We start from the raw sequence: 24,585 nt of genomic DNA, 5'->3' as shown, positions 1-24,585 counted from the left end.
TAGTTCAATTCTGAACGAAAGTTTACTACAAATGGGGTAGCTTGAGCCAGCAAGCAGCGTTATCACCCCAAAAGGAATCTCCATGATCGTCGGCCAAAAATACGTTTCCAGCGAAATTGACACCCACTACGACGCCATCGTTATCGGCTCGGGCCTTGGAGGTCTCACCACGGCGGCGCTGATGGCCAAGGCCGGGAAAAAAGTGCTGGTGCTAGAGCGCCATTACACGGCGGGCGGCTTTACGCATTCCTTCAAGCGCCGTGGCTACGAGTGGGATGTGGGCGTGCATTACGTCGGCGAGGTGCACAACCCCAACTCGCCGCTGCGCCGGGTGTTTGATGTCATTACCGACGGCAAGCTCAAGTGGGCCAAGATGGACGCCGTGTACGACAAGATCATCATCCGGGACACGCAGTACAACTTTGTGGCTGGGGCCGCCAACTTTCGGGACGAACTGTTGAAGTCGTTTCCCAACGGGCGCAAGCAAATTGACGACTACCTGAAGCATATTCGCGCGGCGACCAACAGCCTGCCCTCGCACTTGGGCCAACGCTACTTGCCTACACGCTTGCAACCCTTTACCGCCAAGCTGGGCAGCAACTACTTTGGACGTACTACCAAGGCCGTGATGGCCGATTTCATCCAAGACCCCCAGTTGGCCAGTGTGTTGTGCGGTCAGTGGGGCGACTACGGTTTACCACCGGCGCAAAGCAGCTTTGCCATGCACGCCGTGGTAGCGCAGCATTACCTGGGCGGGGGCAACTTCCCCATCGGTGGCGCATCGCAAATTGCACGGCACATAGAGCCGGTGATTCAGCGCGCAGGGGGCAGGGTGGTGGTGAGTGCCGAGGTTGAGCAAATCCTCGTGGACGGCAACCGCGCCATTGGTGTGCGTATGAGCAATGGCGATGAGATTTTGTGCCAGCAGGTCATCAGCGCTGCGGGCGTGCACAACACCTACGGCAAGTTGCTGCCCGAGACAGTGGGCACCCGCCACAAACTGCGTGAAAAACTCAGCGCCATGAAGCCTTCAGTGGCGCACCTGGGTTTGTACGTTGGCCTGCACGGCACCGCCAAAGAGTTAGGCCTGGAGCAAGCCAATAAGTGGGTTTATCAGGACTATGACCACGATGCCAGTCTGGCACGGTTTATGGCCCGAGCGACTCCCACACCAAAGACCGAGTCGCCGCTGAACTACATCTCGTTTCCTTCCAGCAAAGACCCGGAGTGGGACACCCACTACACCGGCAAATCAACCATCGACGTCATTTCATTGGCACCTTATGAATGGTTCAAAAAATGGGCCAACAAGCCCTGGAAAAACCGCGGTGCCGACTACGATGATGTGAAGGCCATGCTGTCTGAAAAGCTACTTGCCGATGTGTACAAACACGCCCCGCAGGCACGCGGCAGGGTGGATTACTTTGAACTCTCCACGCCGCTGTCCACCGCGCACTTCAACAACTACGCACAAGGCCAGGTGTATGGGCTGGAGCACACGCCCGAGCGCTTCGCCCAAAGCTGGGTCAAGCCCCACACACCTATCAAAGGCTTGTATTTAACCGGCCAAGACATCCTGTTCTGTGGGGTGGCCTCGGCCATGATGTCGGGTGTGATGACGGCTACCGCGGTGCTGGGCACTGCATCGGTCAAGGTGTTGCCGGATTTCCTGGGCGAAAAAGCCCAATGGCTCAGCACCATGGCGGGCAAACTGCCTTTGTTGGGTAACAAAAACGCAGTTCCGGCGCAAAAGTTGGCCATGCCCGACCCCGTGCAACGCGCACTGGTGGCCCGCTGCACCGAGGTGCTGGACATCACGGCCGATGTCAAAGCATTCCGGTTTGTGGACAACAGCGGCCAGACTATGCTTTACAAGCCCGGCCAGTTTGTGACGTTGGAGCTTGAAATTGCTGGCAAAAAACTGTTCCGCTCCTACACCATGTCGTCTACGCCCACCCAGCCTGCGTACTTTGAATTGACGGTGAAGCGCGTGGATGGCGGTGCGGTTTCCAATTGGCTGTGTGACCACCTGAAAGCCGGTGCCACCTTGCCGATGACCGGCCCCCACGGCAAATTCACCTGCGCGCCCAAGCCGCGCAAAAAGCTGTTGCTCTTGTCGGCAGGCAGCGGCGTTACGCCTATGCTGTCGATGGCGCGCTGGATTCGCGATGAAAAACTAGACACCGATGTGGTGTATTTCCACTGCGCCCGCACCGCCAGAGACCTGATTTTTGGCGCAGAAGTAGACGCCATTGCTGCCACCAACCCCCGCTTTGTGCAACACACCAGCCTGACCCGCAGCACCAAAAAAGACAAGTGGCGCGGACTGACCGGCTACCTGGATGCCGCCATGCTCAACACGGTGGCACCAGACTTTGCCGAGCGCGAGGTCTACATCTGCGGCCCCACCGGGTTTATGGAAGGCACCAAAGCCGTATTCGAAACCGCGGGCTTCGCTATGGGCCATTTCCATGAGGAAAGTTTTGGAACCGCCAATGCGGTTGAAGCCGGCGGCGGAACGGTGTGCTTTACGACCACCGGCATCGAAGTAGCCTGTAGCGACCAGCAAAACATTTTGGACATTGCGGGCCAAGCCGGTGTAAAAATTGCCAGCGCCTGCCGCACCGGAGACTGTGGCGAATGCAAGGTGCGCAAGGTATCGGGGGACGCCCCCATGGCCAACACGGCAGGGCTGGACCCGCACGAGGTGGAAGACGGCTATGTACTGACGTGTGTGGGTTATGTGAATGGAAGGGTGCTGGTGGCGGCGTAGCAGACGCTTCTGGGCGGCAGGGCAAGGGCAAGGACTCCAACGACTTCTACTGAGCAACCAGGTGATGCCGTGGGATGACTGCGATGCACGCCTAGGAACGAATGAGACGCCACGCAATGAAGCTCCCCAGCAGCGCATTGCCCACTGCGAAGACTGTCACCAGCAAAGTAGCCACCGTCCCGAGTGCATAGCTGTGGGTAATCCATCCCAAGAGGGCCGACAGCCCGTTGAGCACCACCATGATCCAGAACAAGGGGTTTCGGGGTTGATAGAGTCGCTTGAGCATGAGGCAGGTTTTTTGCGTGGCCTACAGTCTACTGTCCCCGCCCCAGGATCGAATTTGTCTTCCTGAAAGCTGACTTTGATTCGTGGCGCTGTGGGGCGTAATTGCATGCTACGTGTATTCCCTCTCGCGCCGGGTGGACTTTGATGCCAGTCGCCGGCCCACCACGGGTTGGTGGTTAACTTTGTACTGGGATGGTTTGCCGTGATTGCCGTGCGCCTGGTTGGTTGAAATTTTTACGGTATTCCATGCACCGCCACAAGTCTCACCATCATCATCACGCCGGTTCTGCCAAGGCAATTCCCAAAGAACCGATCTATTGGATCGACAGGCTGCGCGACAGTTTGCCTACGCGCGCGGTTCTGTCGGCGCACCCCTGGCTTAAACCGGTCGCTACCCATGTGCTGGACCCCAAGCTCTGGCGTTTGCAGCATGAGGCGGTGGCGCGCGGTGTGGCGGTCGGCATGTTTTGGTCAGGCTCGTATGGCGCCTGCGGGTCCGCATAAGGCGCCTTCGTACAAACGCCCGCTGATGCACTCGATGGGCTTGCCGTGGCTCTGTAAAAGCACCGACCATAGGGGGAAGGGCGTTACCCACAACAACACAATCGCAGGTTCTGTTCCAAATGGATTTAGGTCGAATGAGCCTCTAGCCCCCGTCCACATTAGCTACTATGCTATTGATTCGATAGTTTTTGGTTTTGCGGAGTGGGGGCAAAGGCGCAAACTGTTAACGAGTAGTGTTACTCGACACACTCAAACTCATAGACAGCGTCGCCACTGGTCCAACGTGCCACTTTGCCGCGCTTGGCGCATACCTCTTCGGCCACCATTTGCGCTTCACCCAAACTGTCGGCGCCGCTCACTGAGACGCCTTTGTCGGTAACTTTGACTTTTTCCTCGGGCATGGTGGAACAAGCGGCGATCAGACAGACCATCGCCCCCAAAAAAATGGAAGAGCAGCGTTGCATGTTTTTCCTTCAGTAGTGCGTTGCAGTACGTGACACACAGGGAGTCTGTGTGGCCGCCCAGCAAACTATAGATGTGAGACCCAAACACCGGCAAGGGGAGCTAGGGTATTCCTAGGTCCGTTCGGCGCTCGGCGTCAGAAATACGTCAGTCTCGAAAATGGGAAAGGGTGCGCTTGCGCACCCTTGTGTTTTGGCGCCTGTGCACAATCAGGCACCATGACCCGACCCAGAGCGAACCGTGAATAATCCCAGCGCACCACCGATAGCCAGTGACAAGGACCTGGATGCCTCTGTGCAAGACCCCGACGCCCTGTGCAAAACCCTGTGCAAAACCCTGGGCGCAGACCTGCAGCGCGGGCTGACGGCACAAGAAGCCGCCAAGCGCCTGGCACAGGACGGCCCCAACGAACTGTTGGCTGCACCACCGGTGCCCGTCTGGCGTCGCATCCTGTCGCACTTTCAAGACCCTCTCATTTACCTGTTGCTGGTGGCCATCGCCGTGGCGCTGGCGGCCTGGGTGGTCGATGGCCGGCACGGCTGGCCGGTGGACGCCACCGTGATCAGCCTGATCGTGGTGCTCAACGGCATCTTGGGTTTTGTGCAGGAGGCGCGCGCGCAAAATGCGGTCGCCGCATTGGCGCGCATGACCGCCGTCACGTCCGCCGTGCTGCGCGACGGCCAGGTGCGGCGCCTGCCCAGTGACCAGCTGGTGCGCGGTGATGTGCTGGTGCTGGCCGAGGGTGACGCGGTGGGTGCCGATGCCCGCCTGGTGGAGGCCGCCGCGCTGCGTGTGCAAGAAGCCTCGCTGACGGGTGAAAGCGCAGCGGTCGCCAAAGACGCGGCCACGCTGCAGCAGCCTGCGCCCCTGGGTGACCGTACCAATATGGTGTTCAAGGGCACCAGCGTGGCACAGGGTACGGCCCGTGCCGTGGTCACAGCCACCGCCATGGCCACCGAGATGGGTGCCATCGCCCGCATGTTGCAGGCCACCGTGGAAGAGCCCACACCGCTGGAGCAGGAAGTGGGCCGCCTGGGGCGTGTGCTGGGCCTGGCGGTTGTGGTCATCACCGCGGTGGTGGTGGGCACCATTCTGGTGATCTCTGATATCCAAAATGCCGCCGATGTGATGCGTGTGCTGTTGCTGGGTGTTTCGCTGGCCGTGGCGGCAGTGCCCGAAGGTCTGCCTGCGGTAATGACCGTAGTGCTGGCGCTGGGCGTGCAGCGCATGGCCCAGCACAACGCCATTGTCAAAAAACTCTCATCGGTCGAGACACTGGGTTCGGCTACCGTGATTGCATCGGACAAGACCGGCACACTGACCCGTGCCGAGATGACCATTGTGCGGCTGATGACCGCCTCGGGCATTACCGACGTGACGGGTGTGGGCTACGCGCCGGTGGGCCAGGTGGAGCAGGCGGGCGTGCCCCTGGTGGTACCCAGCGCCCTGCATGCCGAACAATTGGTGCTGCTCAGTGGCGGCAGTCTGGCCGGCAACTCCGAACTGCACCAGGGTGAGGGCGAGGCCTGGGAGATCCACGGCGACCCTACCGAAGCCGCTTTTCTGGTGGCCGAGCGCAAGCTGGGCCTGACGGAGCGGCGCGAGCAGCGGTTTGCCCGTGTTGCAGAAATCCCGTTCACATCCGAACGCAAGATGATGTCGGTGCTGGCACAAGACCACGAACACGGCGACGAGACGGTGCTGATCGCCAAGGGCGCGCCCGATGTGTTGCTGGGCTGCTGCAACCGGGTGCGGGTGGGCATGGACACACCGGCGCTGGACGCCGCGCACCGTGCCCGCATCCTGGCGGAGGTTGGGCAACTGAGCGATGCCGCACTGCGCACACTGGCAGTGGCCTACCGCCCGTTGGCGCCGGGTGAGGGTGCACAGAATACGGATGGGCTGGAGCGTGATCTCGTTTTTGTGGGCACCGTGGGCATCATCGACCCGCCGCGTGCCGAAGTGGCCGTGGCCATTGAAGAGGCGCACCGCGCGGGTATCCGCGTCATCATGATCACCGGTGACCACCCCCAGACGGCGGTGCGTATCGCCACCGATCTGGGCATTGTGCAAGCCGGTGCGACAGCACTGAGTGGCAAGCAGCTCGACGATTTAAGCGATGCAGATTTCCGCGCGGCGGTGCACCAGACCTCGGTCTACGCCCGCGTGATGCCAGCGCACAAGCTGCGCATCGTGGATGCGCTGCAGGCGGACGGCAACATCGTTGCCATGACGGGGGACGGCGTCAACGACGCACCGGCGCTTAAATCGGCCGACATCGGCATTGCCATGGGTGTGACCGGCACCGAGGTGACCAAGGAAGCCGCCAAGATGATCCTGGCGGACGACAACTTTGCCACCATCGTCCAGGCCGTGCGGGAGGGACGTGGCATTCTGGACAACATCCGCAAGTTCCTGCGTTACCTGCTGTCATCCAACACGGGGGAAGTGCTGACGGTGTTTCTGGGCGTGGTGCTGGCCGGCGTGATAGGGCTGCACGACGGCAGTCACATGGCCGGTGTGGTGGTGCTGCCCCTGTTGGCCACACAGATACTGTGGATCAATCTGATCACCGACTCATGGCCCGCCCTGGCCATGGGCGTGGACCCACCCACCGACGACGTGATGGCCCGCAAGCCGCGCCGCATGAACGAGCGCCTGATCGACGGGCGTATGTGGTCCGGTGTACTGCAGATAGGTGTGGTGGTGGCGGTGGTGACGCTGTTGACCATGGACATGTTTCTACCGGGTGGCCTGATTGAGGGCTCCCATGACCTGGCCACGGCCCGCACGGCCGGCTTTACCGTGCTGGTGCTGGCCCATTTGTTCAACGCGTTTAACGCCCGTTCCGAGACCGCCAGCGCGTTTGCCCATTTCTTCAGCAACCCCTGGCTGCTGGGCGCGCTGGTACTGTCTGCGATGCTGCAGGTGGCCGTGGTGAATGTGGGCTTTCTGAACCTGGCCTTTGGCACCGTGCCGCTGTCGCTGGACCACTGGCTGCTGTGTGCTGGCATGGCCAGTGGGGTGTTGTGGTACAGCGAACTGCGCAAGTGGGTGGGGAGGCTGTTACGTCGCTAGCGGCAGAGGCTTACTTTGCGGCCTGGATATCCGTCACCACAAACGCCCCGCCCATTTTTTCGGCCGAGAAACGCACTTTGTCCCCGGACTTGACCCGGCCCAGCAGGGCATCGTCCTTCACCTGAAACACCATGGTCATGGGCGGCATGTCGAGGTTCTTGATCTCGCCGTGTTTGATGGTAATTTTTTTGTTGTCTGTATCCACTTTGCGGATTTCGCCATCGGCCATTGCAGTGTCTTTTTTGGCATTGTCCATAGCAGCCGGTGAGCCCGTGTGTGAGCTGGCGTAGGCAGAGCCGGCAAGCAGGGCGGACAGAAGTAGCGCAGTGTGTAGATGTTTCATGATTATTCTTTCAGGAGTTGGTGGGCGTTGCGGAGACTTTGGTTATCGTGCAGCGACCGTGATCTTGCCAACCATGCCGGCCTGGTAGTGGCCGGCGATCAGGCAAGCAAAGTCAAAGTTGCCGGGTTTGTTGAAGGTCCAGATGATTTGTCCGGTCTTGCCCGGGGCAACGTGTGCCATGTAGGGCTCTTCATGCTCCATGCCGGGAAACTTGACCATCAGTGCGGCATGTTCGTCCAGGTCTTTCTTGGTGCCGATCACCAGTTCATGCATCATCTTGCCGCTATTTTTGATGACGAATTTGATGGTTTCACCTTGCTTGACGTCGATCTTGTCTGGCGAAAAACGCATGCTGTCGCTCATGCCGATGGTGATGGTACGACTGACGGCTTTGGCATCACCGGCGATGCCCCATTCCATTTGCTCCTTCTTGACCGGGCCGGCTTTTTTTGCGTGTGCTGCGTCACCATGCGCAAACGCGAAGGTGCCGGTGCTGGCGATGCACGCTGCGATGAGGAGAGTTGTCAGTTTTTTCATGTTTGTTTCCTTCTGGCGAATAAATGCTCAGTGCTTGTGGGAAGAAGGCGCGGCAGGACTGGCGGTGGCCGCCCCTGCGATGTAGCCACGCAGTTCTGCGTAGCGGGTGATCTGATGGGGTGTCAGCAACGCGGTTTGCTGCAAGTGGGTCTGCAGATGATTGGCGCGCAGCGTGGCCTGCAGTTGTGCAATGCGGTCGGTGTGGCGCGTCAGGCCGGCGGCGGTGATCTGGCGGGTCGCGAACGATTGATCCAGCGCGCGCTCCGCCTCTACCAGTTCGGCACCAAGGCGTCGGGCGTCTGCCTTGTGGCGGTCCAGCAGCTCCTGCGACGCCTGCTTTTGCGCAGCGCTCAGCTCCAGGGCTTGCGCCAGCTCCAGCGTGTGCATGGGACCGGGATAACCATTGAGTTCGGCCGCCTTCGCCAATTCCATGCCTTTGCCCTGCAGCAGATCCTGCTCTTGGGTGGCAGACAAGGCCTTGATACTGCGCGTCTGCTGGCCAGCGTAGGGGCTGGGCGCAGGTGCGGCACTGGCTCCGTGCCCGTGTTGGCCAGAAGCATGTTGGGCAAATATGCCTGTAGCCCCCGTCAATGCTATACAAGAAGCTATCAATTTGAGAGTGTTTTGGGTTTGCATGGTATTCCTTGTGTGGTGTAACGGATTAGTGCTGGCTGTGGTCCACGCCACCCTTGCCGCCTTTGTGGCCCATCACAGGCTTGCGGACCTGTACTTCTATTTCCTTGGCCGGCATGTTCTGCGCCTTCATGGTCTGCCCGCCCTCGGCGGCAAAACGTGCGGGGTTGGGCAGAGCGCCGGTCCATTCATAGGCGACTTCGCCCGCGGGGTGCTTGTACCAACCCGGGTCCTTGTAGTCACCGGCCTTCTGGTTCTTGCGGACTTTGAGCACCGAGAACATGCCGCCCATTTCCACCGAGCCAAACGGGCCTTCGCCGGTCATCATCTTGGCGGTGTTGTCGGGTATGGGCATGTCCATCTCGGCCATGTCGGCCATGCCGCGTTCACCCATCACCATGTAGTCGGGGATGACGTTGGTGATGTCGCGCACCACCTTGCGGTGGTCCACGCCAATCAGGTTGGGTACGTCGTGGCCCATGGCGTTCATGGTGTGGTGGCTCTTGTGGCAGTGGAAGGCCCAGTCGCCTTCTTCATCGGCCACAAACTCGATCTGGCGCATCTGGCCAACCGCCACATCCGTGGTCACCTCGTACCAGCGGGTCGACTTGGGGGTTGGGCCACCGTCCGTACCCGTCACCAGAAACTCGTGGCCGTGCAAGTGGATGGGGTGGTTGGTCATGGTCAGGTTGCCCATGCGGATGCGCACCTTGTCGTTTTTACGGACGATCAACGGGTCTATGCCGGGGAAGACACGGCTGTTCCAGCTCCAGATGTTGAAGTCCAGCATGGTCATGGTTTTGGGTGTGTAGGCGCCGGGGTCTATGTCGTAGGCGTTGAGCAGAAACACAAAGTCCCGGTCTACCTCATCGATCAACGGGTGTTTGGTCTTGGGGTGGGTGATCCAAAAGCCCATCATTCCCATGGCCATTTGGGTCATCTCGTCCGCATGGGGGTGGTACATGAAGGTGCCCGGCCTGCGCGCCACAAACTCGTAGACGAAGGTCTTGCCGGGTTGGATGGCCTTTTGCGTCAAGCCGCTGACGCCGTCCATGCCATTGGGCAAGCGCTGGCCGTGCCAGTGCACGCTGGTGTGTTCGGGCAGCTTGTTGGTGACGAAGATGCGCACGCGGTCGCCTTCGACCACCTCGATCGTCGGGCCGGGTGACTGGCCGTTATAGCCCCACAGGTGGGCCTTGAAGCCGGGCGCCATTTCGCGCACCACGGGCTCGGCTACCAGGTGGAACTCTTTGACCCCCTGGTTCATGCGCCAGGGCAGGGTCCAGCCATTGAGCGTGACCACTGGGTTGTAGGGGCGCCCGGTGGACGGCACCAGCGGTGGCATGGTGTCGGGTTTGCTTTGCAGCACGGGCTCTGGCAATGCGGCCATGGCGACCTTGCTGACCGAAGCGGCCAGCATCGCGCCGGTGATGGCACCGGCGCCACTCAAGAAATTGCGTCTGTTGTTCATATGGATTCCGATTGGCAGGTAGGGGTATGGGCAGCTCAGTGGCCGCCACCCGAGGCGGTGGGCGCGGCATTGCGCGCAAGCGATGGCGTACCGCCCGTTAGGGGCTTGCCCAGCAAAGCGGCGGACAGGCCGGCATCGGCCAGCCAGAACTGTTGCTGCGCCTGGATGGCGCCCATCACGCTGGTGATGTTGTCCCGTGTGTCGGCCAGGAGTTCGAATACGCCGATCAACATCGCGTTGTATCGCAACACGTTTTCATCGGCCATGGTCTTGCGCAGCGGTACGATCTCGTCGCGGTAGTGCCGGGCCAGGTCGTAACTGGTGCGGTAGGCCGAGTAGGCCTCGCGCAGTTGGGGTGCGGCGGCGCGCAGCACCCCCTCGTAGTGGTTAGCCGCTGCCAAAGTTTGTGCGTTCATCGCATCGCGCTGCGCGCCGCCCCAGTCAAATAGTGGCAGGCGAATGGCCACCTCATATCCCTTGCGGTCCGACGTTTGCCCGCTGTGGGTGTCGGTGACGGTGTCCCGGCGAATACCCACCTCCACATCGGCCAGGGTGTTGAGCAGGTTCAGGCCCTGGGCCTTGCCAGCGCCATCGAGCTGCAAGCGTGCTTGTTGTACGTCCAGTCGCTGCTGCATGGCGGTGGTGCTCAGTTCGGTGGCGGTGCGGGCCTGCTCGGGCAGGTCGGGCAGGCGCTCGGGCAGTTTCAAAAGAGCGGTCTGCTTCGCGTCCAGACCCAGTTGGCGCACCAGCTCTTCCCGCGCGGCGGTGGCACTGTGGCGGGCCAGCGCCAATTGGGCCACGGCATCCGCATACACGGCGTGCTGGCGGGCGCGTTGCAGCTTGTTGAAGTTGCCCGTTTGCAGCATGCGTTTTGCCAGCTCGGCACTGGCCTTGGCGGCGGTGTTCACCTGCTCGGCATACTGCGCGGTCTGCTCGGCAGCTACGGCGCGCACCCACGCCTGGCGCACCTGGGCCACCTTGTCGACCACGTTGGCACTGCGCTGGATGTTGGCTTGCGCCGACTGGTTGCGGGCCACGTTCTGGCGCTGGGGCAGGGTCAGCAGGTCCAGCAATCCGAAGGACAGCAGCCGCCCTAGCTCTATTTCTTCCAGCGACTGGTTGCGCTCGAAGCTGAGAACCGGGTTGGCAATGCGCCCCATCTGATTGATGCTGGCCATATCGGCCCAGCTTTGGGCCAGCAGGGCTTGTACGTCGGGACTATTGGCCAGTGCGAGTTCAACGGCGTCGGCCATGCTCAGTGGCTTGTCCAGTAGCTGGGCGCTGCGTTGCGCTGCGGCTTGGTGTTGCGCACTGGTTTGGCGCAGCTCCAGGGTGTTGGGTACAAAAGTCTGGGTTGCCTGGCGGGTACCGTCCAGGGCCTGGTCAAAGTTCACCGAGGCGCAACCGGTGAGTAGTAGCGCTGCGGCGCTGACGGCCAAAAGTCGAAAAGCTTGGGTCATAACGGTAGCCTTATTGTTTGCCGTGGCCTGCGTGGGGATCGGCGGGGGCTTTGGGTGTTTTGGCGCTTGATGCGGAAGATTCCGCTGGCGGTTGGTTGCTATTGGCCGCTGGTTCTGCCGCCTCTTTGGCATAGGCGCGCCAACCACCGATTTTTTCGACGGTGGCATTACTCTCTTTCCAGGGCCTTACCTTTTCGTCGGCAAAGGGTTGGTAGCCCTGCAACGCGGACGTGTACGGCAGCGGGGCCGGGGTGGCCGCGGCTGGGGATGCTGGCGGTGTGTGGTGCTTGTGGTGCTGGTGGTGCTGGTGGTGCTGGTGGTGCTGGTGGTGCTGATGGTGTTGGGCCACGGCCGGCAACGCCAACAGCGCGCTCACAGCGAACGCCCAGGGGGCTGGAGATATAGGGAGCATGAAGTCCTCGCACGGTAAACAGGATGGACGCCACGGGGCCTTAATGGGGCCCATGGCGGACGTACCAAAGCATCCGCTGCCCGCCGTTTGCAAGAACCGCGGGCCGGGATGGGTTTACGCGCGAGGCGGTTTGTCGGGGACGGGGGCCGCCCGTGTGTGGATCAGTACAAAGGGCTCGGCCAACTGCGCCTGCGGTGCGGGTGCCACGGTCGCCATGTGGTTTAGCCCCACCAGGGCCATACCGTTGCAGCAGGCCGCGCAGATGCTGCAGGTGTGGTCGGCATCCGGCGATGCGTCAGGCGCCGGGTGTGCATCGTGTGCATGGGAGAGGTCTGCTTCTCCCATGTGGCTGTGCATGGCGGCGTGGTCATGGGCTTCGCTGGCTTGTGCGGTGTGTTGGTGCTCCGAGCCCGCGCCACACAACAGCATAGACGCCGCGGCAAACCCCTGCATGGGGACCGCAGCGATCAACAACCAGGCGAACAAGAGACGCAACACAGACATGGTGGAATGATTCTACTAGCCGTGCGCCGTGGTTACACCGCGCATCCAGGCCATCAGGTCGATATGGCTGCCTGGGCCGGTGGATGTCTTTTTAGCGGGGCTGTCTGCTTGCTCACCGTCTTTGCGTTTTGTCTTGACCACTTTGGCATGGTGCTGGGGCGCGGCCGGGCTGTCCACCGCGAGGGTGTCCAGAATGGCGCAATGGGCATGGTCATCACCTTTGCAGGCATTGACCATGTGTTGCAGGGCATTTTTCATCTCGGTGATTTCGCGCATTTTTTCTTCCAGCTCGTCCAAGTGGCGCTGGGCCACGGCCTTGACCTCACGGCTGGAGCGGGCGTCATCGCCCCACATGCCAATCAGCTCGGCAATCTGCTCCATGGAGAAGCCCAGGCGGCGCGACTGGCGTATGAAGCGCAGCACCGACACATCACGTAACCCGTACAGGCGGTAACCAGAGTCGCTGCGTTCTGCCGGTGGCAGCAGGCCGATCTGCTCGTAGTTGCGAATCATCTTGGCCGATACGCCTGCGGCTTTGGCGGCTTCTCCAATGTTCATCAAGGGGTTCATGGTCTGCTCCTCGTCCTGTATTTGGGTCCGATGCCTGCACTATCAAGCTTTCCACGGTGGGAAGGTCAAGTGTCCCTGGTTGCCCAGGGGTCTTGTGGTGGCTGCCGATCAGGCGGGTGGGTAGCCTGCTTCGGTCAAAGCTTCGACTAAAGCCGATTTTTCCTCAGTGGTCTGTACGCTGACCTTGTGCTGCGCCAGGTCGATGGTGACTTTGCAGTCCGGGTCGGCCAGGGCCAAGGTAGAGCTGACCATGGAGGCGCAGTGGCCACAGGTCATATCGGGGATTTGAAATTCGATCATGGAAGGCTCCAGAAAAGTTGAGAGAACTGCAGTCTGGGGTTTGCCACGGTGGAAAGGTCAAGTACTCGGGTGGTGAAGATGGGTCTTGACCTTGCCATCGTGTAAAGCCCAAAAGTTCGTTCCATGCCCACTGGGTACCTATCCACTTTAGGAGATCGAACATGGAAACAACCAATAGTCTTGCCAACCCGGCGCTGAGCCTGAGCATCGAGGGCATGACCTGCGCATCCTGCGTGGGCCGCGTTGAAAAGGCGCTTAAAAAAGTTGCCGGCGTGGTGGAGGCCGAAGTGAACCTGGCCACAGAGACCGCGCGTGTGCTGGTCACCGACGCTGGTATGGCAGACGCCCTGGTCGCCGCGGTTGACAAGGCCGGTTACCAGGCCCGGGTACTGCAACTAGCCCAGGGCGATGACGGTGCGGTCGAGCGCCCACCCAGCAAGGGTGAGCCCTGGTGGCCCGTGGCCCTGGCCGCGGCACTGTCGCTGCCCCTGGTGCTGCCCATGCTGGCCATGGTGTTTGGTCTGGATTGGGCGCTCAGCCCCTGGCTACAACTGGGTTTTGCTGCGCCTGTGCAGTTCTGGCTGGGTGCGCGTTTTTACCGTGCGGGCTGGAAAGCCCTGCGCGCTGGTGCCGGCAATATGGACTTGCTGGTGGCGCTGGGCACATCTGCCGGGTTTGGCCTGAGCATTTATTTGATGTTCAAACATGCAGACCACGGCATGCCGCACCTGTATTTTGAAGCGTCGGCGGTCATCATTACCTTGGTGCTGCTGGGCAAATGGCTGGAGGCCAGGGCCAAGCAGCAAACCACGGCAGCCATACAGGCGCTCAATGCCCTGCGCCCCGAGCTGGCCTTGGTCCGCCGGGATGGTGCCGATGTTGAACTGCCTGTCTCACGCGTAGTCGTCGGCGACGTGGTGGTCATTCGCCCCGGCACGCGGGTTCCGGTCGATGGCATCGTGATGGAAGGTGCCAGCCAGGTAGACGAATCGCTGATTACTGGCGAAAGCCTGCCGGTCAGCAAACTGGTGGGCGACCGCGTAACCGGAGGCGCGGTCAATGCAGAGGGCCTGCTGCTGGTGCAAACTACTGCGGTGGGTGCCGAGTCCACGCTGTCGCGCATTGTGCGCATGGTCGAATCCGCCCAGGCAAAAAAGGCGCCCATCCAGCGTATGGTGGACCAGGTGAGTGCTGTGTTTGTACCCGTGGTGCTGTTGCTGGCGCTGCTGACCCTGTTAGGTTGGGGCCTTTACAGCGGCAATTGGGAACAGGCCATCTTGAATGCGGTGGCCGTGCTGGTGATTGCCTGCCCTTGTGCGCTGGGCTTGGCAACACCGACCGCCATCATGGCTGGCACCGGTGTGGCCGCACGCCATGGCATTCTGATCAAGGACGCCGAGGCGCTGGAAATTGCCCACACCATCAACGTGGTGGCCTTTGACAAGACCGGCACCCTGACCGAAGGCAAACCCAAGATGGTGGCAGCCGTTGCCGCCCAGGGCCAGAACCAGGATTTGCTGCCATTTGCCGCGGCGCTGCAGCAGGGCAGCGAGCATCCTCTGGCCAAGGCCGTGCTGGACGAAGTGCGCGCCACCGGCATCAGCGTGCCGCCGGCCAGTGATGTGTCGGCGGTCGCCGGGCGGGGCATGTCGGCTACTGTTCGCAGGCGTCACATCCGCCTGGGTAGCAAGCGGTATATGCAAGAGCTGGGCGTCAACACAACTGAGTTAGACCAAGAGGCCGCCAAGCTGCAGGCGCAAGGGCGCACGGTTTCCTGGCTGGCCGATGTGACCGACGGCCCGCGCCTGGTCGGCATGCTGGCCTTTGGGGATGCGGTCAAGGCCAGCGCCTTGCAGGCGGTGCGCAATTTGCAGGCACTGGGCGTGCGTGCGGTGCTGGTCACGGGTGATAACAAAGGCAGTGCCGCGCTGGTGGGTGGGGCGCTGGGCATGGACGGCATCGAGGCCGAGGTGCTGCCGGCCGATAAGGCCGCCATCGTTGGCAAACTCAAGGACGGTGGCGCAGTGGTTGCCATGGTGGGTGACGGCATCAACGATGCACCGGCCCTGGCCGCGGCCGATGTGGGTATTGCCATGTCCACCGGCACCGATGTGGCCATGCATGCCGCCGGTATCACGCTGATGCGCGGCGACCCTGCGCTGGTGGCCGACGCCATAGACATCTCGCGGCGCACCTACCGCAAGATTCGCCAGAACCTGTTTTGGGCGTTTGCCTACAACGTGCTGGGCATTCCGCTGGCGGCATTCGGCCTGCTCAACCCCATGGTGGCTGGCGCAGCCATGGCGCTCAGCAGTGTGAGTGTGGTGACCAATGCCTTGATGCTGCGCAATTGGAAGGCGGGTCAGCGGGGCGGGTAAAATCAGCGGGCTTAACCCTGTGCCCATTCAGCGCACAGGGATGAGTTGGATTTTCAGCCCTCAGCCCACCCCTCAGTCCACCTTTCAGGCCACCCCAAGTGACACTGCACATCACCCAATTCGAGGGCAGCAACGCCCTGAGCAGCTTCCGTATCCAACAACTCCTGCCCACATTGCAGGGTATCCACGAGAAAATTTCCGGCATTTCTGCGCGTTTTGTGCACCTGGTGGCCAGCGATGCAGCGCCCGATGCCGCGCTGAGCGACAAGCTGGCAGCCCTGCTGACTTATGGCGACCCCTACACCGGCCCGACCGATGGCCCGCTGATTGTGGTGTCGCCCCGTCTGGGCACCGTGTCGCCCTGGGCGTCCAAAGCTACCGATATCGCCCACAACTGCGGCTTGGGCGTCAAACGCATCGAGCGCCTGGTCGAATACCGCCTGACGCTGAAGAACGGCCTGATCAGCAAGACCGCACTAACGCCCGAACAACTGCAACAGGTCGCAGCCGTCTTGCACGACCGCATGACCGAAAGCGCCATGCTGGAGCGCGCCCAAGCCCTGGGCCTGTTCGGTGCCCTGCAGGCCGCACCCATGGACCATGTGGATGTGCTGGGTGGAGGCAAAGATGCCCTGGTCAAGGCCAACACCCAGTTCGGCCTGGCCCTGGCCGCCGACGAGATTGACTACCTCGTCAACGCCTTCACCACGCTGGGCCGCAACCCCACCGATGTGGAGTTGATGATGTTTGCCCAGGCCAATAGCGAACACTGCCGCCACAAGATTTTCAACGCCCAGTTCACGATTGACGGCGTGCCGCAAGACAAGAGCATGTTCGGCATGATCCGCCACACGCACCAGACCAACCCCCAGCACATGCTGGTGGCGTATTCGGACAATGCCTCGGTCATGGAAGGTGTTGTGGTGGAAAGGTTTGTAGCAAAATCAGCCGCCAGCCCCCGTGGAATAAGCCTGACAAGCTATGAAAAGAGTAGCGAAACCAACCACATCCTGATGAAGGTGGAAACCCACAACCACCCCACGGCCATTTCTCCATTCCCCGGTGCATCCACCGGCGCGGGTGGCGAGATCCGTGATGAGGGTGCCACCGGCCGTGGCTCCAAGCCCAAGGCGGGTCTGACGGGTTTCACCGTGTCCAAGCTCTGGGGTGGTGATTTTGGCAAGCCCGAGCACATCGCCAGTCCGCTGCAGATCATGGTCGAAGGCCCGCTGGGTGGCGCGGCCTTCAACAACGAGTTTGGCCGGCCCAACCTCTTGGGCTACTTCCGCGAATACGAGCAGAGCGTGGCTAGCGATGTGGACACTGTGCAGCGCGGCTACCACAAGCCCATCATGATCGCCGGTGGCCTGGGCGTGATCGATTCCACCCAGACCCACAAGATCGAATTCCCCGCCGGCAGCCTGCTGATCCAGCTGGGCGGCCCCGGTATGCGTATCGGCATGGGCGGCAGCGCGGCCAGCTCCATGGCCACGGGTGCGAACGCGGCCGAGCTGGACTTTGATTCGGTCCAGCGCGGCAACCCCGAAATCGAGCGCCGAGCACAAGAGGTCATCAACCAATGTTGGATGCTGGGGCAGGGCGGTGAAGGCCATTCGGGCAATCCGATTCTGGCCATCCACGACGTGGGTGCCGGTGGTTTGTCCAACGCCTTCCCCGAGTTGACCAACGACGCTGGCCGCGGCGCCCGTTTCGATCTGCGTGCCGTCCAGCTGGAAGAGTCCGGCATGGCGCCCAAGGAAATCTGGTGCAACGAGAGCCAGGAACGGTATGTGATGGCGATCGCTCCCGAATCGCTGGAACTGTTCACTGCCATTTGCGAACGCGAGCGTTGCCCGTTTGCCGTGATTGGCGTGGCGACCGAAGAGCGCCAGCTGAAGCTGGTGGACGAGGGCGCCGAGTCACCGGTCGACATGCCCATGAATGTGCTGCTGGGCAAACCGCCCAAGATGCACCGGGACGTGAAGACGGTTGCCCGTACCTTCAAACCGCTGGACCTGACCGGCGTGGACGTGCAAAAAGCCGTCATCGACGTGCTGGCCCACCCCACCGTCGCCTCCAAACGCTTCCTCGTCACCATTGGCGACCGCACCGTCGGTGGCCTGACCCACCGCGACCAGATGGTTGGCCCCTGGCAAGTGCCGGTGGCCGATTGCGCCGTCACGCTGGCGGACTTCAAGGGTTTTGCCGGTGAAGCCATGTCTATGGGCGAACGCACGCCCTTGGCTGCGCTGGATGCACCTGCGTCGGGCCGTATGGCCGTGGCAGAGGCCATTACCAACCTGTTGGCCGCACCCATCGAGCTGCCCCGCGTCAAGCTGTCCGCCAACTGGATGGCCGCCTGCGGCGAGCCCGGTGAAGACGCCGCGTTGTACGCCACCGTCAAGGCCGTGGGCCTGGAACTGTGCCCGGCGCTGGGCGTGTCCATCCCCGTGGGCAAAGACTCGTTGTCCATGCGCACGCAGTGGAAAACGGATGGCGACGACAAGAAGGTCACGTCCCCCGTGTCGCTGATCGTCAGCGCCTTTGCCACACTGGCCGATGTGCGTGGCACGCTCACGCCTCAATTGAATGCATCCGAAGACACCACTTTGGTGCTTGTTGACCTGGGCCACGGCAAGAACCGCATGGCCACCAGCATCCTGGCCCAGACGCTGAACCAGGTGGGCGACGCCGTGCCTGATCTGGACGACGCCAAGGACCTCGTCAATTTGGTGCATGCCGTGAACGCTTTGCGTGCGCAAGGTAAGGTTTTGGCCTACCACGACCGCAGCGACGGCGGCCTGCTGGCCACCGTGGCCGAGATGGCCTTTGCCGGCCGCGTGGGTGTATCGCTGAACGTGGACATGCTGGTGACGGAAGGCGACGGCATCTCCGACAGCCGCATGGACGTGGGCGACAGCAAAAACTGGGCAGGCCAGGTCGGCGCCCGCCGCGAAGAGCTGACACTCAAAGCCTTGTTCAGCGAAGAGCTGGGCGTGGTGCTGCAGGTGCGCACCGCGGAGCGCAGCGAGGTCATGGCAACCCTGCGCGCGCACGGTTTGTCCGCACACAGCCACTTCATCGGCAAGACCCGCCCCGCTTCTAGCGAGATCGACGCTGGCAAGAATGAACTGCAAATCTGGCGCGATGCCAAGGCCATCTTCAAGGCCCCGCTGGCCGACCTGCACCAGGTCTGGGACGCCGTGAGCTGGAAGATTTGCCAGCAGCGCGACAACCCCGCCTGTGCGGATGCCGAACACGCCGCCGCCGGTGCCCTGGGAGACCCCGGTCTGCATGTCTATATGCCAAATCAGGCTGTAGCCCCCGTGCAATCTGACAATAGCGCTACAACAAATGTAGCGCCCGCCGTCTTGAAGAGCCGCCCCAAGGTGGCCGTGCTGCGCGAGCAGGGCGTCAACTCCCACGTGGAAATGGCCTACGCCTTCACCGAGGCCGGTTTTGAAGCCTTCGACGTGCACATGACCGACCTGCAAACCGGCCGTGCGCAGCTGGCGGACTTCAAGGGCATCGTGGCCTGCGGTGGTTTCAGTTATGGCGACACGCTGGGCGCCGGCATTGGCTGGGCCCGCTCCATCACCTTCAACCCAGCGCTGGCCGACCAGTTCAAAGCCTTCTTTGGCCGCACCGATACGTTCGGTCTGGGCGTGTGCAACGGCTGCCAGATGTTTGCCGAGCTGGCCGACATCATCCCCGGCGCGCAGGACTGGCCCCGCTTCACCACCAACCAGAGCGAGCGCTTCGAGGCGCGCCTGAGCATGGTGGAGATATTGGAATCCCCGTCCATCTTCCTGTCCGGCATGGCCGGCAGCCGCCTGCCCGTGGCTGTGGCCCACGGCGAGGGATATGCCAACTTCAAGTACCGTGGCAACGCCGCCAAGGCCGTGGCCGCCATGCGCTACACCGACAACCACGGCGTGGCAACCGAGGCCTATCCGTTCAACCCCAATGGCAGCCCTGGCGGCCTGACGGGTGTGACCACGGCAGACGGTCGCTTCACCGCGTGGATGCCGCACCCCGAGCGCGTGTTCCGCAACGTGCAGATGAGCTGGACCGACGGCGACCGCAGCGCGCATAGCCCGTGGATGCAGCTGTGGCACAACGCGCGCCGCTGGGTGGGGTAGACGAGTGCGCGCCATGGCCAAGCCGCCGCAGCACGCCCACGCCACAACGCTGAAGAAGCTCAAGGCCTTCGGCCTGAGCTTGCCCGGCACCACGCCCAAAGCGCCGTGGCCGGGGCATGACGATGTGGCGGTCAACAACAAGACTTTCGTCTACCTGAGTCTGCACGACGACGGTGCATTGCATGTATCCGCCAAGCTGCCCGTCACTGGCAAAGCTGTGCTGGAGGCATACCCCACCGCTAAACCCACGGGTTATGGCTTGGGCAAGAGCGGATGGGTCTCGCTGAGCTTTGCGTCCGACGAACCTGTGGTGTTGGATACGGTGATGCGCTGGATGATGGAAAGTTATCGTGCGCAGGCCCCAAAAAAGCTGTTGAAGGCGCTGGAGGATGAACAGCCGTGGGTGAAGGCGGGGGAGTTGCCGGATGGGAAGCGGCGGTGAGCGGATCGTGGTCAGCACACGAAGCTTCCAGCCGGTCACCTAATGATTCAGGTCCACGCCCCAGAGGATTGACCGCACACTATCTTTTGGGCCCACCGTTTGCCCACATTTCTTTTGCTGTTTTGCCGCCCTCCTGCCGGTCGAAGTTGGCCTGGCGTTCGCTGAGGTTAATCCAGCCCAGGGCTTCTTCCTGCTTGATTCTGCGTGGCAGCGCGTCACACGGTTGCGGTCCGATCCCGGCTATCTTTTCCTTGAGAAACATCAGGAACTCCCGCGAGATTTGCCTGTGTACGTTTTCATGCCGAACCGCGTCTGCCAGTGCCCAGTCCCAATACTTTTGGGAGGCACGGTCTGCGGAGGCGTAGTGGATCCAGTTTGGCAGATGATTGTCGTTGGACAGGCGAAGTGTTGCTTCCGTTATCTGGCAGACTTTGTTTTTCTCTTCGACTTTGGTTGTGATGCTGAACTTCTTGCTGCTGTTGTAGGCGAACCATTGCTGTTGCACAAGCTCTGCCCATAGTGCGCGGGGGTCCCTCTGCGTTACATCATAGGTGGAGCTTGTTTCGGTGAACTCGATGGTGATCGGAATTCCCTTGGACGCTTCGGTCAAGATTTTTTCGGTGCCTGCCGTACAGGGCTTGTCCTGGTAGGTGCCGTCCGCACACTTGAAGATAGCGGCGTTCGCGCTTGCCGTGATGGCCATAGCGGCAGCTACCAGAATGCGCTTCATCGTATGGTTCTCCCCTTGGATTTTTTGTCGTGGTGCAATTCATTTTAGGTGGGCGCCGCAGAGGGATGGCTGACCGACTATCGAAAAAAATAGCCCGCTCGGGGCGGGCTGGCTGGGATGCGGGCAAGTCTAGAACTTGAAGCTTCCATCACTCCGCGCCATGGGACTTGCACAAGTAGATGGCGTTGTCATTTCGCGGTTGCCGGAGGCTGTGGCCTGATTGCTCTCCCACACCGCCATACTGCCATTCCACTTCACATATTTGTACTGAATGGCCGTGTTGACCGGCAGCGTGACCGTGCCCGTCCACGGCACATTGGCGCCACTGCCTTGTATGGCCAGCGCAAAGCCCGATGCCGGTGTCCAATTGCCAATGGCCGTCTGATTGCCGACCACATACAGGTTCTGTCCTACCGTCGTGTTCGCGTTCGCAATCGTGAATTTCACCTGGCAACCGGCCGGCCCAGCTAACGTGGTGACGGACAGTGGGCTACTGGCCGCAGATACGTTTCCCGCTGCATCCAGCGCCTGCACGGCGTAGCTGTAGGTGGTGGCGGGTGACAGGCCGGTGTTGGTGGCGCTGGTGGAAACCGCGGTGGTGACCTGTGCGCCATTGCGCAGCAGGCGGTAGATGGACACGCCCACGTTGTCGGTTGATGCGTTCCAGCTGATGGTGGCCGCGCTGGATGTCACATTGCTTTTGCTCAAGCCCGTGGGCACGCTGGGTGGCGTGGTGTCGGTGTTGAGCTTCTGGTTGGCATGGATCGCCACAGCTGGCACAGCGCTGCCGCCATTGGCGGGCAAATTGATGCTGATCTGACCTGCGGCGCTGACCACCACCGTGCTGCCGGTGCAGCCGGTCTGGGCGGCATTGCGCTGGCCGTCGATCACATTGCAGTAGCTGCCCGCTGGCATCTGGGTTTGCAGTGTGGTGTTCCAGGCGGAGAACTCATTGTTGATAGCGACAAAGCCTTTGTTGCCACGGCCAAAGGCGATCTGGTTGGTTGTGCCGCTGGTGAAGTTGTTGACGTCCTGGCCCGAGGTGGTGGAGCGGAACTTGACCATGTTGGAGATGTTGCTCCAGCGGTGGATGAAGTCCCAGTTCACGTTGATCTGCGGGTTGCCATTGGCGTCAAACGGGCTGGCGCTGGGGCTGGTCTGGTCCTTGTTGGTAAAGCGAAAACCTGAGTGTATTTGCGCATGGCCGTAGGGCCAGGCAAGCATGAAGATGTTGGCCAGGTCATAACGCTTGGAGCCCTGGGTGTCATTGCCCAGGCCGGTGTAGTTGCTGGCCATCAGCGAGTCGCCGCTGCGTTCGGTGTCCCAATTGTTGACGAAGACCGTGGCCTTGGCGCTGTCGACAAAACCCCAGGTTCCACCCCAGTTGCCGGGCGTGCCCATATAGGTGCGGATCTGCGACAGCTGGTTGCCGTTGGTGCCGCGGAAGGTCTCGCGCATGGCGTAGGTGAACTTGAATTCATTCACCGTGCCACTGGTGAAGTAGTCGGCGCGATTCACGTTGCCGTCCGGGATGATCTCGTGCGTCGCCCAGACCGGCGCACCGGCCAGCGTGGTCTGTGCCACACCGCTGACCACGGCCTGCAGGTCAGCCGGTTGCATGTGTTTGGAGGCATCAAAACGGAAGCCGTCAAAGCCCATGTTCAGCAGCTTGGTCAGGTAGTTCTTGATCTGGCCGCGCACGTAGGTGGACTCGGTAGACAAATCGGGCAGGCCGACCAGGCGACAGTTGCGAATGCTGCTCTGGTTGCCGGGGTTGCCGTAGTCCGCGTCCTGTATGGCGCAACTCCTGTGGAAGTCACTGGCGCTGAAGAAGGGGTAGGTCAGTGTGGTGGAGTTCCAGGTCTGGCCGTTGGTGGCTGTGCCGGCGCCGGCCGCCAGGTGGTTGACGACCACGTCCGCATAGACGCGCACACCGGCCGCGTGGCAGGTGTTGACCAGATTCGTAAACGAACGGCCATAACCCTGCGGGCCCAGCCAGTTGGTGCATTCTTTGGCGATGTCATTCCACTTCCAGCGGAACATCTGCACGGACGTGTCGCTGGGGTTGAGGGCATAGGCGGGTGCTGCAGTGGTCAGGGCGCCGACCAGCAGGGCGCAGCTGACCAAGAGCGTTTTAAGAAGGCGCGATGGGATGCCAGTTGTCATGTCTACTCCATTCAAGGTTGAAGAGGCTGGCGAAGTGTAGTTTTATTACGTAAATGTAAACCTAGTGGAAACGCCTATATCGCCGAAAACAAGCGATTACTTTGAAGATGTCTGCGCTAAATATAGTAAAACTACTTTTATGCAGGCATCCATAATGAACCGATGAACACTTCAATCACTTTCTGCCGTGGCTTGCAGCTTGCGGCCCTGGCTTTGTTGCCATTGGCGGGTGCCATGGCACAGAAGCCTGCTCCGGCGGCGGTTTCGGTACCTGCTGCAGCCTGTCCGGCTATCTTGAAGCACCAGTTTCCGCGCCTGCAGGACGACGCGCCCCAGAATCTGTGTCAGTACGCGGGCAAGGTGGTGTTGGTGGTGAACACCGCAAGTTTTTGCGGCTTTACCAAGCAGTACGAGGGGTTGGAGGCCTTGTATGCCAAGTACCAGGGCAGGGGCCTGGTGGTGCTGGGTTTTCCGTCCAACCAGTTTGGTGAACAGGAGCCGGGGTCGGCCAAAGAAATTGCAGACTTCTGCTTCAACACCTATGGCGTCAAGTTCCCGATGTTTGCCAAAACCGAAGTGGCGGGACCTAAGAAAAACGCGCTGTATGCCGAGCTGGCCAAGGCGACCCAGGCCGAGCCCAAGTGGAATTTCAACAAGTATCTGATTGACCGCCGTGGCAAGGCGCTGGCCCATTACCCCAGCAGTGTGGAGCCCGAAAGCAGTACCTTGGTGTCGGCGGTTGAAAAGGCCTTGAGCCAGCCGTAAGCGCGCAGCAGGGCGCGCTTTATGTCACAACGGGTCAGGGCGTTGCGTCGACCCCGACAAACTCTGCCAAGGCCGCGGTGGTCATGGCGCCATTGCGGCTGACCGTCTGGCCAGTACGCGCATTTTTGGCCACCACATAGGGCACGGACTCGGCCCCAAAGCTGTTGAGCAGCGCGGTATTGGCCTTGATGGATTTCTCAATCTCTGGCGTGATGCCGGCGGTTGCCGATATGCCGCCTTTGCCAGACAACAGCGATGTCTCGTGCTCGGTCATCAGCTCCAGTGGGTTGGCGGCAGTCAGCAAAGCGGCGCCTTGGGGCAGGCTGGATGCATTGATCCACGCTACCGGTACCCATACAAATTTGATCTTATTGTGCAAGGGAACCGAGGCTTGCCACAGGTGACCGCAGTGGGGGCACTGCGGATCAAAAAACACATAGACCGTGTTGGCGCTCATGAATGCACCCACGGTAAAGCCTTTGGCTTGTGCCGCCACGGCGTCTACGGAAACCTCTTGTTTGGTGGGTTGGTTGGTGGCGGTGGAAGAGTCTTTTTGTGAACAGGCGCCCAGCAGCAGTGTGGAGCAGGCGACCAGGGTGAACAACAGGCGATTCAAGTGCATGGGAGGTG

At 61.2% G+C, this 24,585-nt stretch carries 20 protein-coding genes; 7 read left to right on the top strand and 13 right to left on the bottom strand.

Going from position 1 to position 24,585, the window contains the following annotated elements:
- The first annotated feature begins 82 nt into the window (after nucleotides 1-82).
- The gene (locus tag HZ993_RS03445; RefSeq protein WP_209395876.1) at nucleotides 83-2,773 is read left to right on the top strand and encodes an FAD-dependent oxidoreductase; all 2,691 of its coding nucleotides are present in this window, start codon (nucleotides 83-85) and stop codon (nucleotides 2,771-2,773) included.
- 531 nt (nucleotides 2,774-3,304) lie between these two features.
- Nucleotides 3,305-3,562, top strand: a complete 258-nt coding sequence (locus tag HZ993_RS03440; RefSeq protein ID WP_209395875.1) for a hypothetical protein — start codon at nucleotides 3,305-3,307, stop codon at nucleotides 3,560-3,562.
- 236 nt (nucleotides 3,563-3,798) lie between these two features.
- Here HZ993_RS03440 and HZ993_RS03435 read toward each other — a convergent pair whose 3' ends face one another.
- Nucleotides 3,799-4,026 (bottom strand): hypothetical protein, encoded by a 228-nt coding sequence (locus HZ993_RS03435; protein WP_209395874.1) that lies wholly within the window; start codon nucleotides 4,024-4,026, stop codon nucleotides 3,799-3,801.
- 238 nt (nucleotides 4,027-4,264) lie between these two features.
- Between HZ993_RS03435 and HZ993_RS03430 the strand changes: the two genes are divergently transcribed.
- Nucleotides 4,265-7,102: a cation-translocating P-type ATPase gene (locus tag HZ993_RS03430; RefSeq protein WP_371816961.1), complete on the top strand. Its 2,838-nt coding sequence runs from the start codon at nucleotides 4,265-4,267 to the stop codon at nucleotides 7,100-7,102.
- A 10-nt stretch (nucleotides 7,103-7,112) separates the two neighbouring features.
- Here the strand turns inward: HZ993_RS03430 and HZ993_RS03425 are convergent, their stop codons facing one another.
- The 9 genes from HZ993_RS03425 to HZ993_RS03385 all read right to left on the bottom strand — a co-directional run bounded on the left by HZ993_RS03425 (nucleotide 7,113) and on the right by HZ993_RS03385 (nucleotide 13,332).
- The gene (locus HZ993_RS03425; RefSeq protein ID WP_209395873.1) at nucleotides 7,113-7,445 is read right to left on the bottom strand and encodes a copper-binding protein; all 333 of its coding nucleotides are present in this window, start codon (nucleotides 7,443-7,445) and stop codon (nucleotides 7,113-7,115) included.
- A gap of 42 nt (nucleotides 7,446-7,487) precedes the next feature.
- The gene (locus HZ993_RS03420; RefSeq protein WP_209395872.1) at nucleotides 7,488-7,982 is read right to left on the bottom strand and encodes a plastocyanin/azurin family copper-binding protein; all 495 of its coding nucleotides are present in this window, start codon (nucleotides 7,980-7,982) and stop codon (nucleotides 7,488-7,490) included.
- A 27-nt stretch (nucleotides 7,983-8,009) separates the two neighbouring features.
- Entirely contained in the window at nucleotides 8,010-8,618 is a 609-nt protein-coding gene (locus tag HZ993_RS03415; RefSeq protein ID WP_209395871.1) for a Spy/CpxP family protein refolding chaperone, read from the bottom strand.
- Nucleotides 8,619-8,643: 25 nt separating this feature from the next.
- Nucleotides 8,644-10,086 (bottom strand): multicopper oxidase family protein, encoded by a 1,443-nt coding sequence (locus HZ993_RS03410; RefSeq protein ID WP_209395870.1) that lies wholly within the window; start codon nucleotides 10,084-10,086, stop codon nucleotides 8,644-8,646.
- Between the two features lie 35 nt (nucleotides 10,087-10,121).
- A complete protein-coding gene (locus HZ993_RS03405; RefSeq protein WP_209395869.1) occupies nucleotides 10,122-11,546 on the bottom strand; it encodes a TolC family protein in 1,425 nt (474 codons plus the stop codon).
- A 10-nt stretch (nucleotides 11,547-11,556) separates the two neighbouring features.
- Nucleotides 11,557-11,958, bottom strand: a complete 402-nt coding sequence (locus HZ993_RS03400; protein WP_209395868.1) for a hypothetical protein — start codon at nucleotides 11,956-11,958, stop codon at nucleotides 11,557-11,559.
- A gap of 114 nt (nucleotides 11,959-12,072) precedes the next feature.
- Nucleotides 12,073-12,462, bottom strand: a complete 390-nt coding sequence (locus HZ993_RS03395; RefSeq protein WP_209395867.1) for a hypothetical protein — start codon at nucleotides 12,460-12,462, stop codon at nucleotides 12,073-12,075.
- 15 nt (nucleotides 12,463-12,477) lie between these two features.
- Nucleotides 12,478-13,032: a Cu(I)-responsive transcriptional regulator gene (cueR, locus tag HZ993_RS03390; protein WP_245213808.1), complete on the bottom strand. Its 555-nt coding sequence runs from the start codon at nucleotides 13,030-13,032 to the stop codon at nucleotides 12,478-12,480.
- Between the two features lie 108 nt (nucleotides 13,033-13,140).
- The gene (locus tag HZ993_RS03385) at nucleotides 13,141-13,332 is read right to left on the bottom strand and encodes a heavy-metal-associated domain-containing protein (RefSeq protein WP_209395866.1); all 192 of its coding nucleotides are present in this window, start codon (nucleotides 13,330-13,332) and stop codon (nucleotides 13,141-13,143) included.
- A 161-nt stretch (nucleotides 13,333-13,493) separates the two neighbouring features.
- Here HZ993_RS03385 and HZ993_RS03380 point away from each other — a divergent pair, with 161 nt between their 5' ends.
- The 3 genes from HZ993_RS03380 (at nucleotide 13,494) to HZ993_RS03370 (ending at nucleotide 20,294) form a co-directional block, all read left to right on the top strand.
- Entirely contained in the window at nucleotides 13,494-15,710 is a 2,217-nt protein-coding gene (locus tag HZ993_RS03380) for a cation-translocating P-type ATPase (RefSeq protein ID WP_209395865.1), read from the top strand.
- 98 nt (nucleotides 15,711-15,808) lie between these two features.
- On the top strand, nucleotides 15,809-19,852 hold the full coding sequence (gene purL / locus HZ993_RS03375) for a phosphoribosylformylglycinamidine synthase (protein WP_209395864.1): 4,044 nt from the start codon (nucleotides 15,809-15,811) through the stop codon (nucleotides 19,850-19,852).
- Nucleotides 19,853-19,865: 13 nt separating this feature from the next.
- Entirely contained in the window at nucleotides 19,866-20,294 is a 429-nt protein-coding gene (locus HZ993_RS03370; RefSeq protein ID WP_209395863.1) for an MmcQ/YjbR family DNA-binding protein, read from the top strand.
- Nucleotides 20,295-20,373: 79 nt separating this feature from the next.
- Here the strand turns inward: HZ993_RS03370 and HZ993_RS03365 are convergent, their stop codons facing one another.
- Both HZ993_RS03365 and HZ993_RS03360 read right to left on the bottom strand, forming a co-directional pair.
- A complete protein-coding gene (locus HZ993_RS03365) occupies nucleotides 20,374-21,024 on the bottom strand; it encodes a DUF922 domain-containing protein (protein WP_209395862.1) in 651 nt (216 codons plus the stop codon).
- 129 nt (nucleotides 21,025-21,153) lie between these two features.
- A complete protein-coding gene (locus tag HZ993_RS03360) occupies nucleotides 21,154-23,190 on the bottom strand; it encodes a carbohydrate-binding module family 20 domain-containing protein (protein WP_209395861.1) in 2,037 nt (678 codons plus the stop codon).
- 162 nt (nucleotides 23,191-23,352) lie between these two features.
- Between HZ993_RS03360 and HZ993_RS03355 the strand changes: the two genes are divergently transcribed.
- Nucleotides 23,353-23,955: a glutathione peroxidase gene (locus HZ993_RS03355; protein WP_209395860.1), complete on the top strand. Its 603-nt coding sequence runs from the start codon at nucleotides 23,353-23,355 to the stop codon at nucleotides 23,953-23,955.
- A gap of 34 nt (nucleotides 23,956-23,989) precedes the next feature.
- On the opposite strand, the gene HZ993_RS03350 is transcribed toward HZ993_RS03355, so the two are convergent.
- The gene (locus HZ993_RS03350; RefSeq protein ID WP_209395859.1) at nucleotides 23,990-24,577 is read right to left on the bottom strand and encodes a thioredoxin fold domain-containing protein; all 588 of its coding nucleotides are present in this window, start codon (nucleotides 24,575-24,577) and stop codon (nucleotides 23,990-23,992) included.
- Nucleotides 24,578-24,585: the final 8 nt, after the last annotated feature.

Source organism: Rhodoferax sp. AJA081-3 (assembly GCF_017798165.1).
Classification (GTDB): domain Bacteria; phylum Pseudomonadota; class Gammaproteobacteria; order Burkholderiales; family Burkholderiaceae_C; genus Allorhodoferax.
The sequence above is the reverse complement of the archived record's forward strand: the minus strand, read 5'-3'. Positions and strand labels throughout refer to the sequence as shown.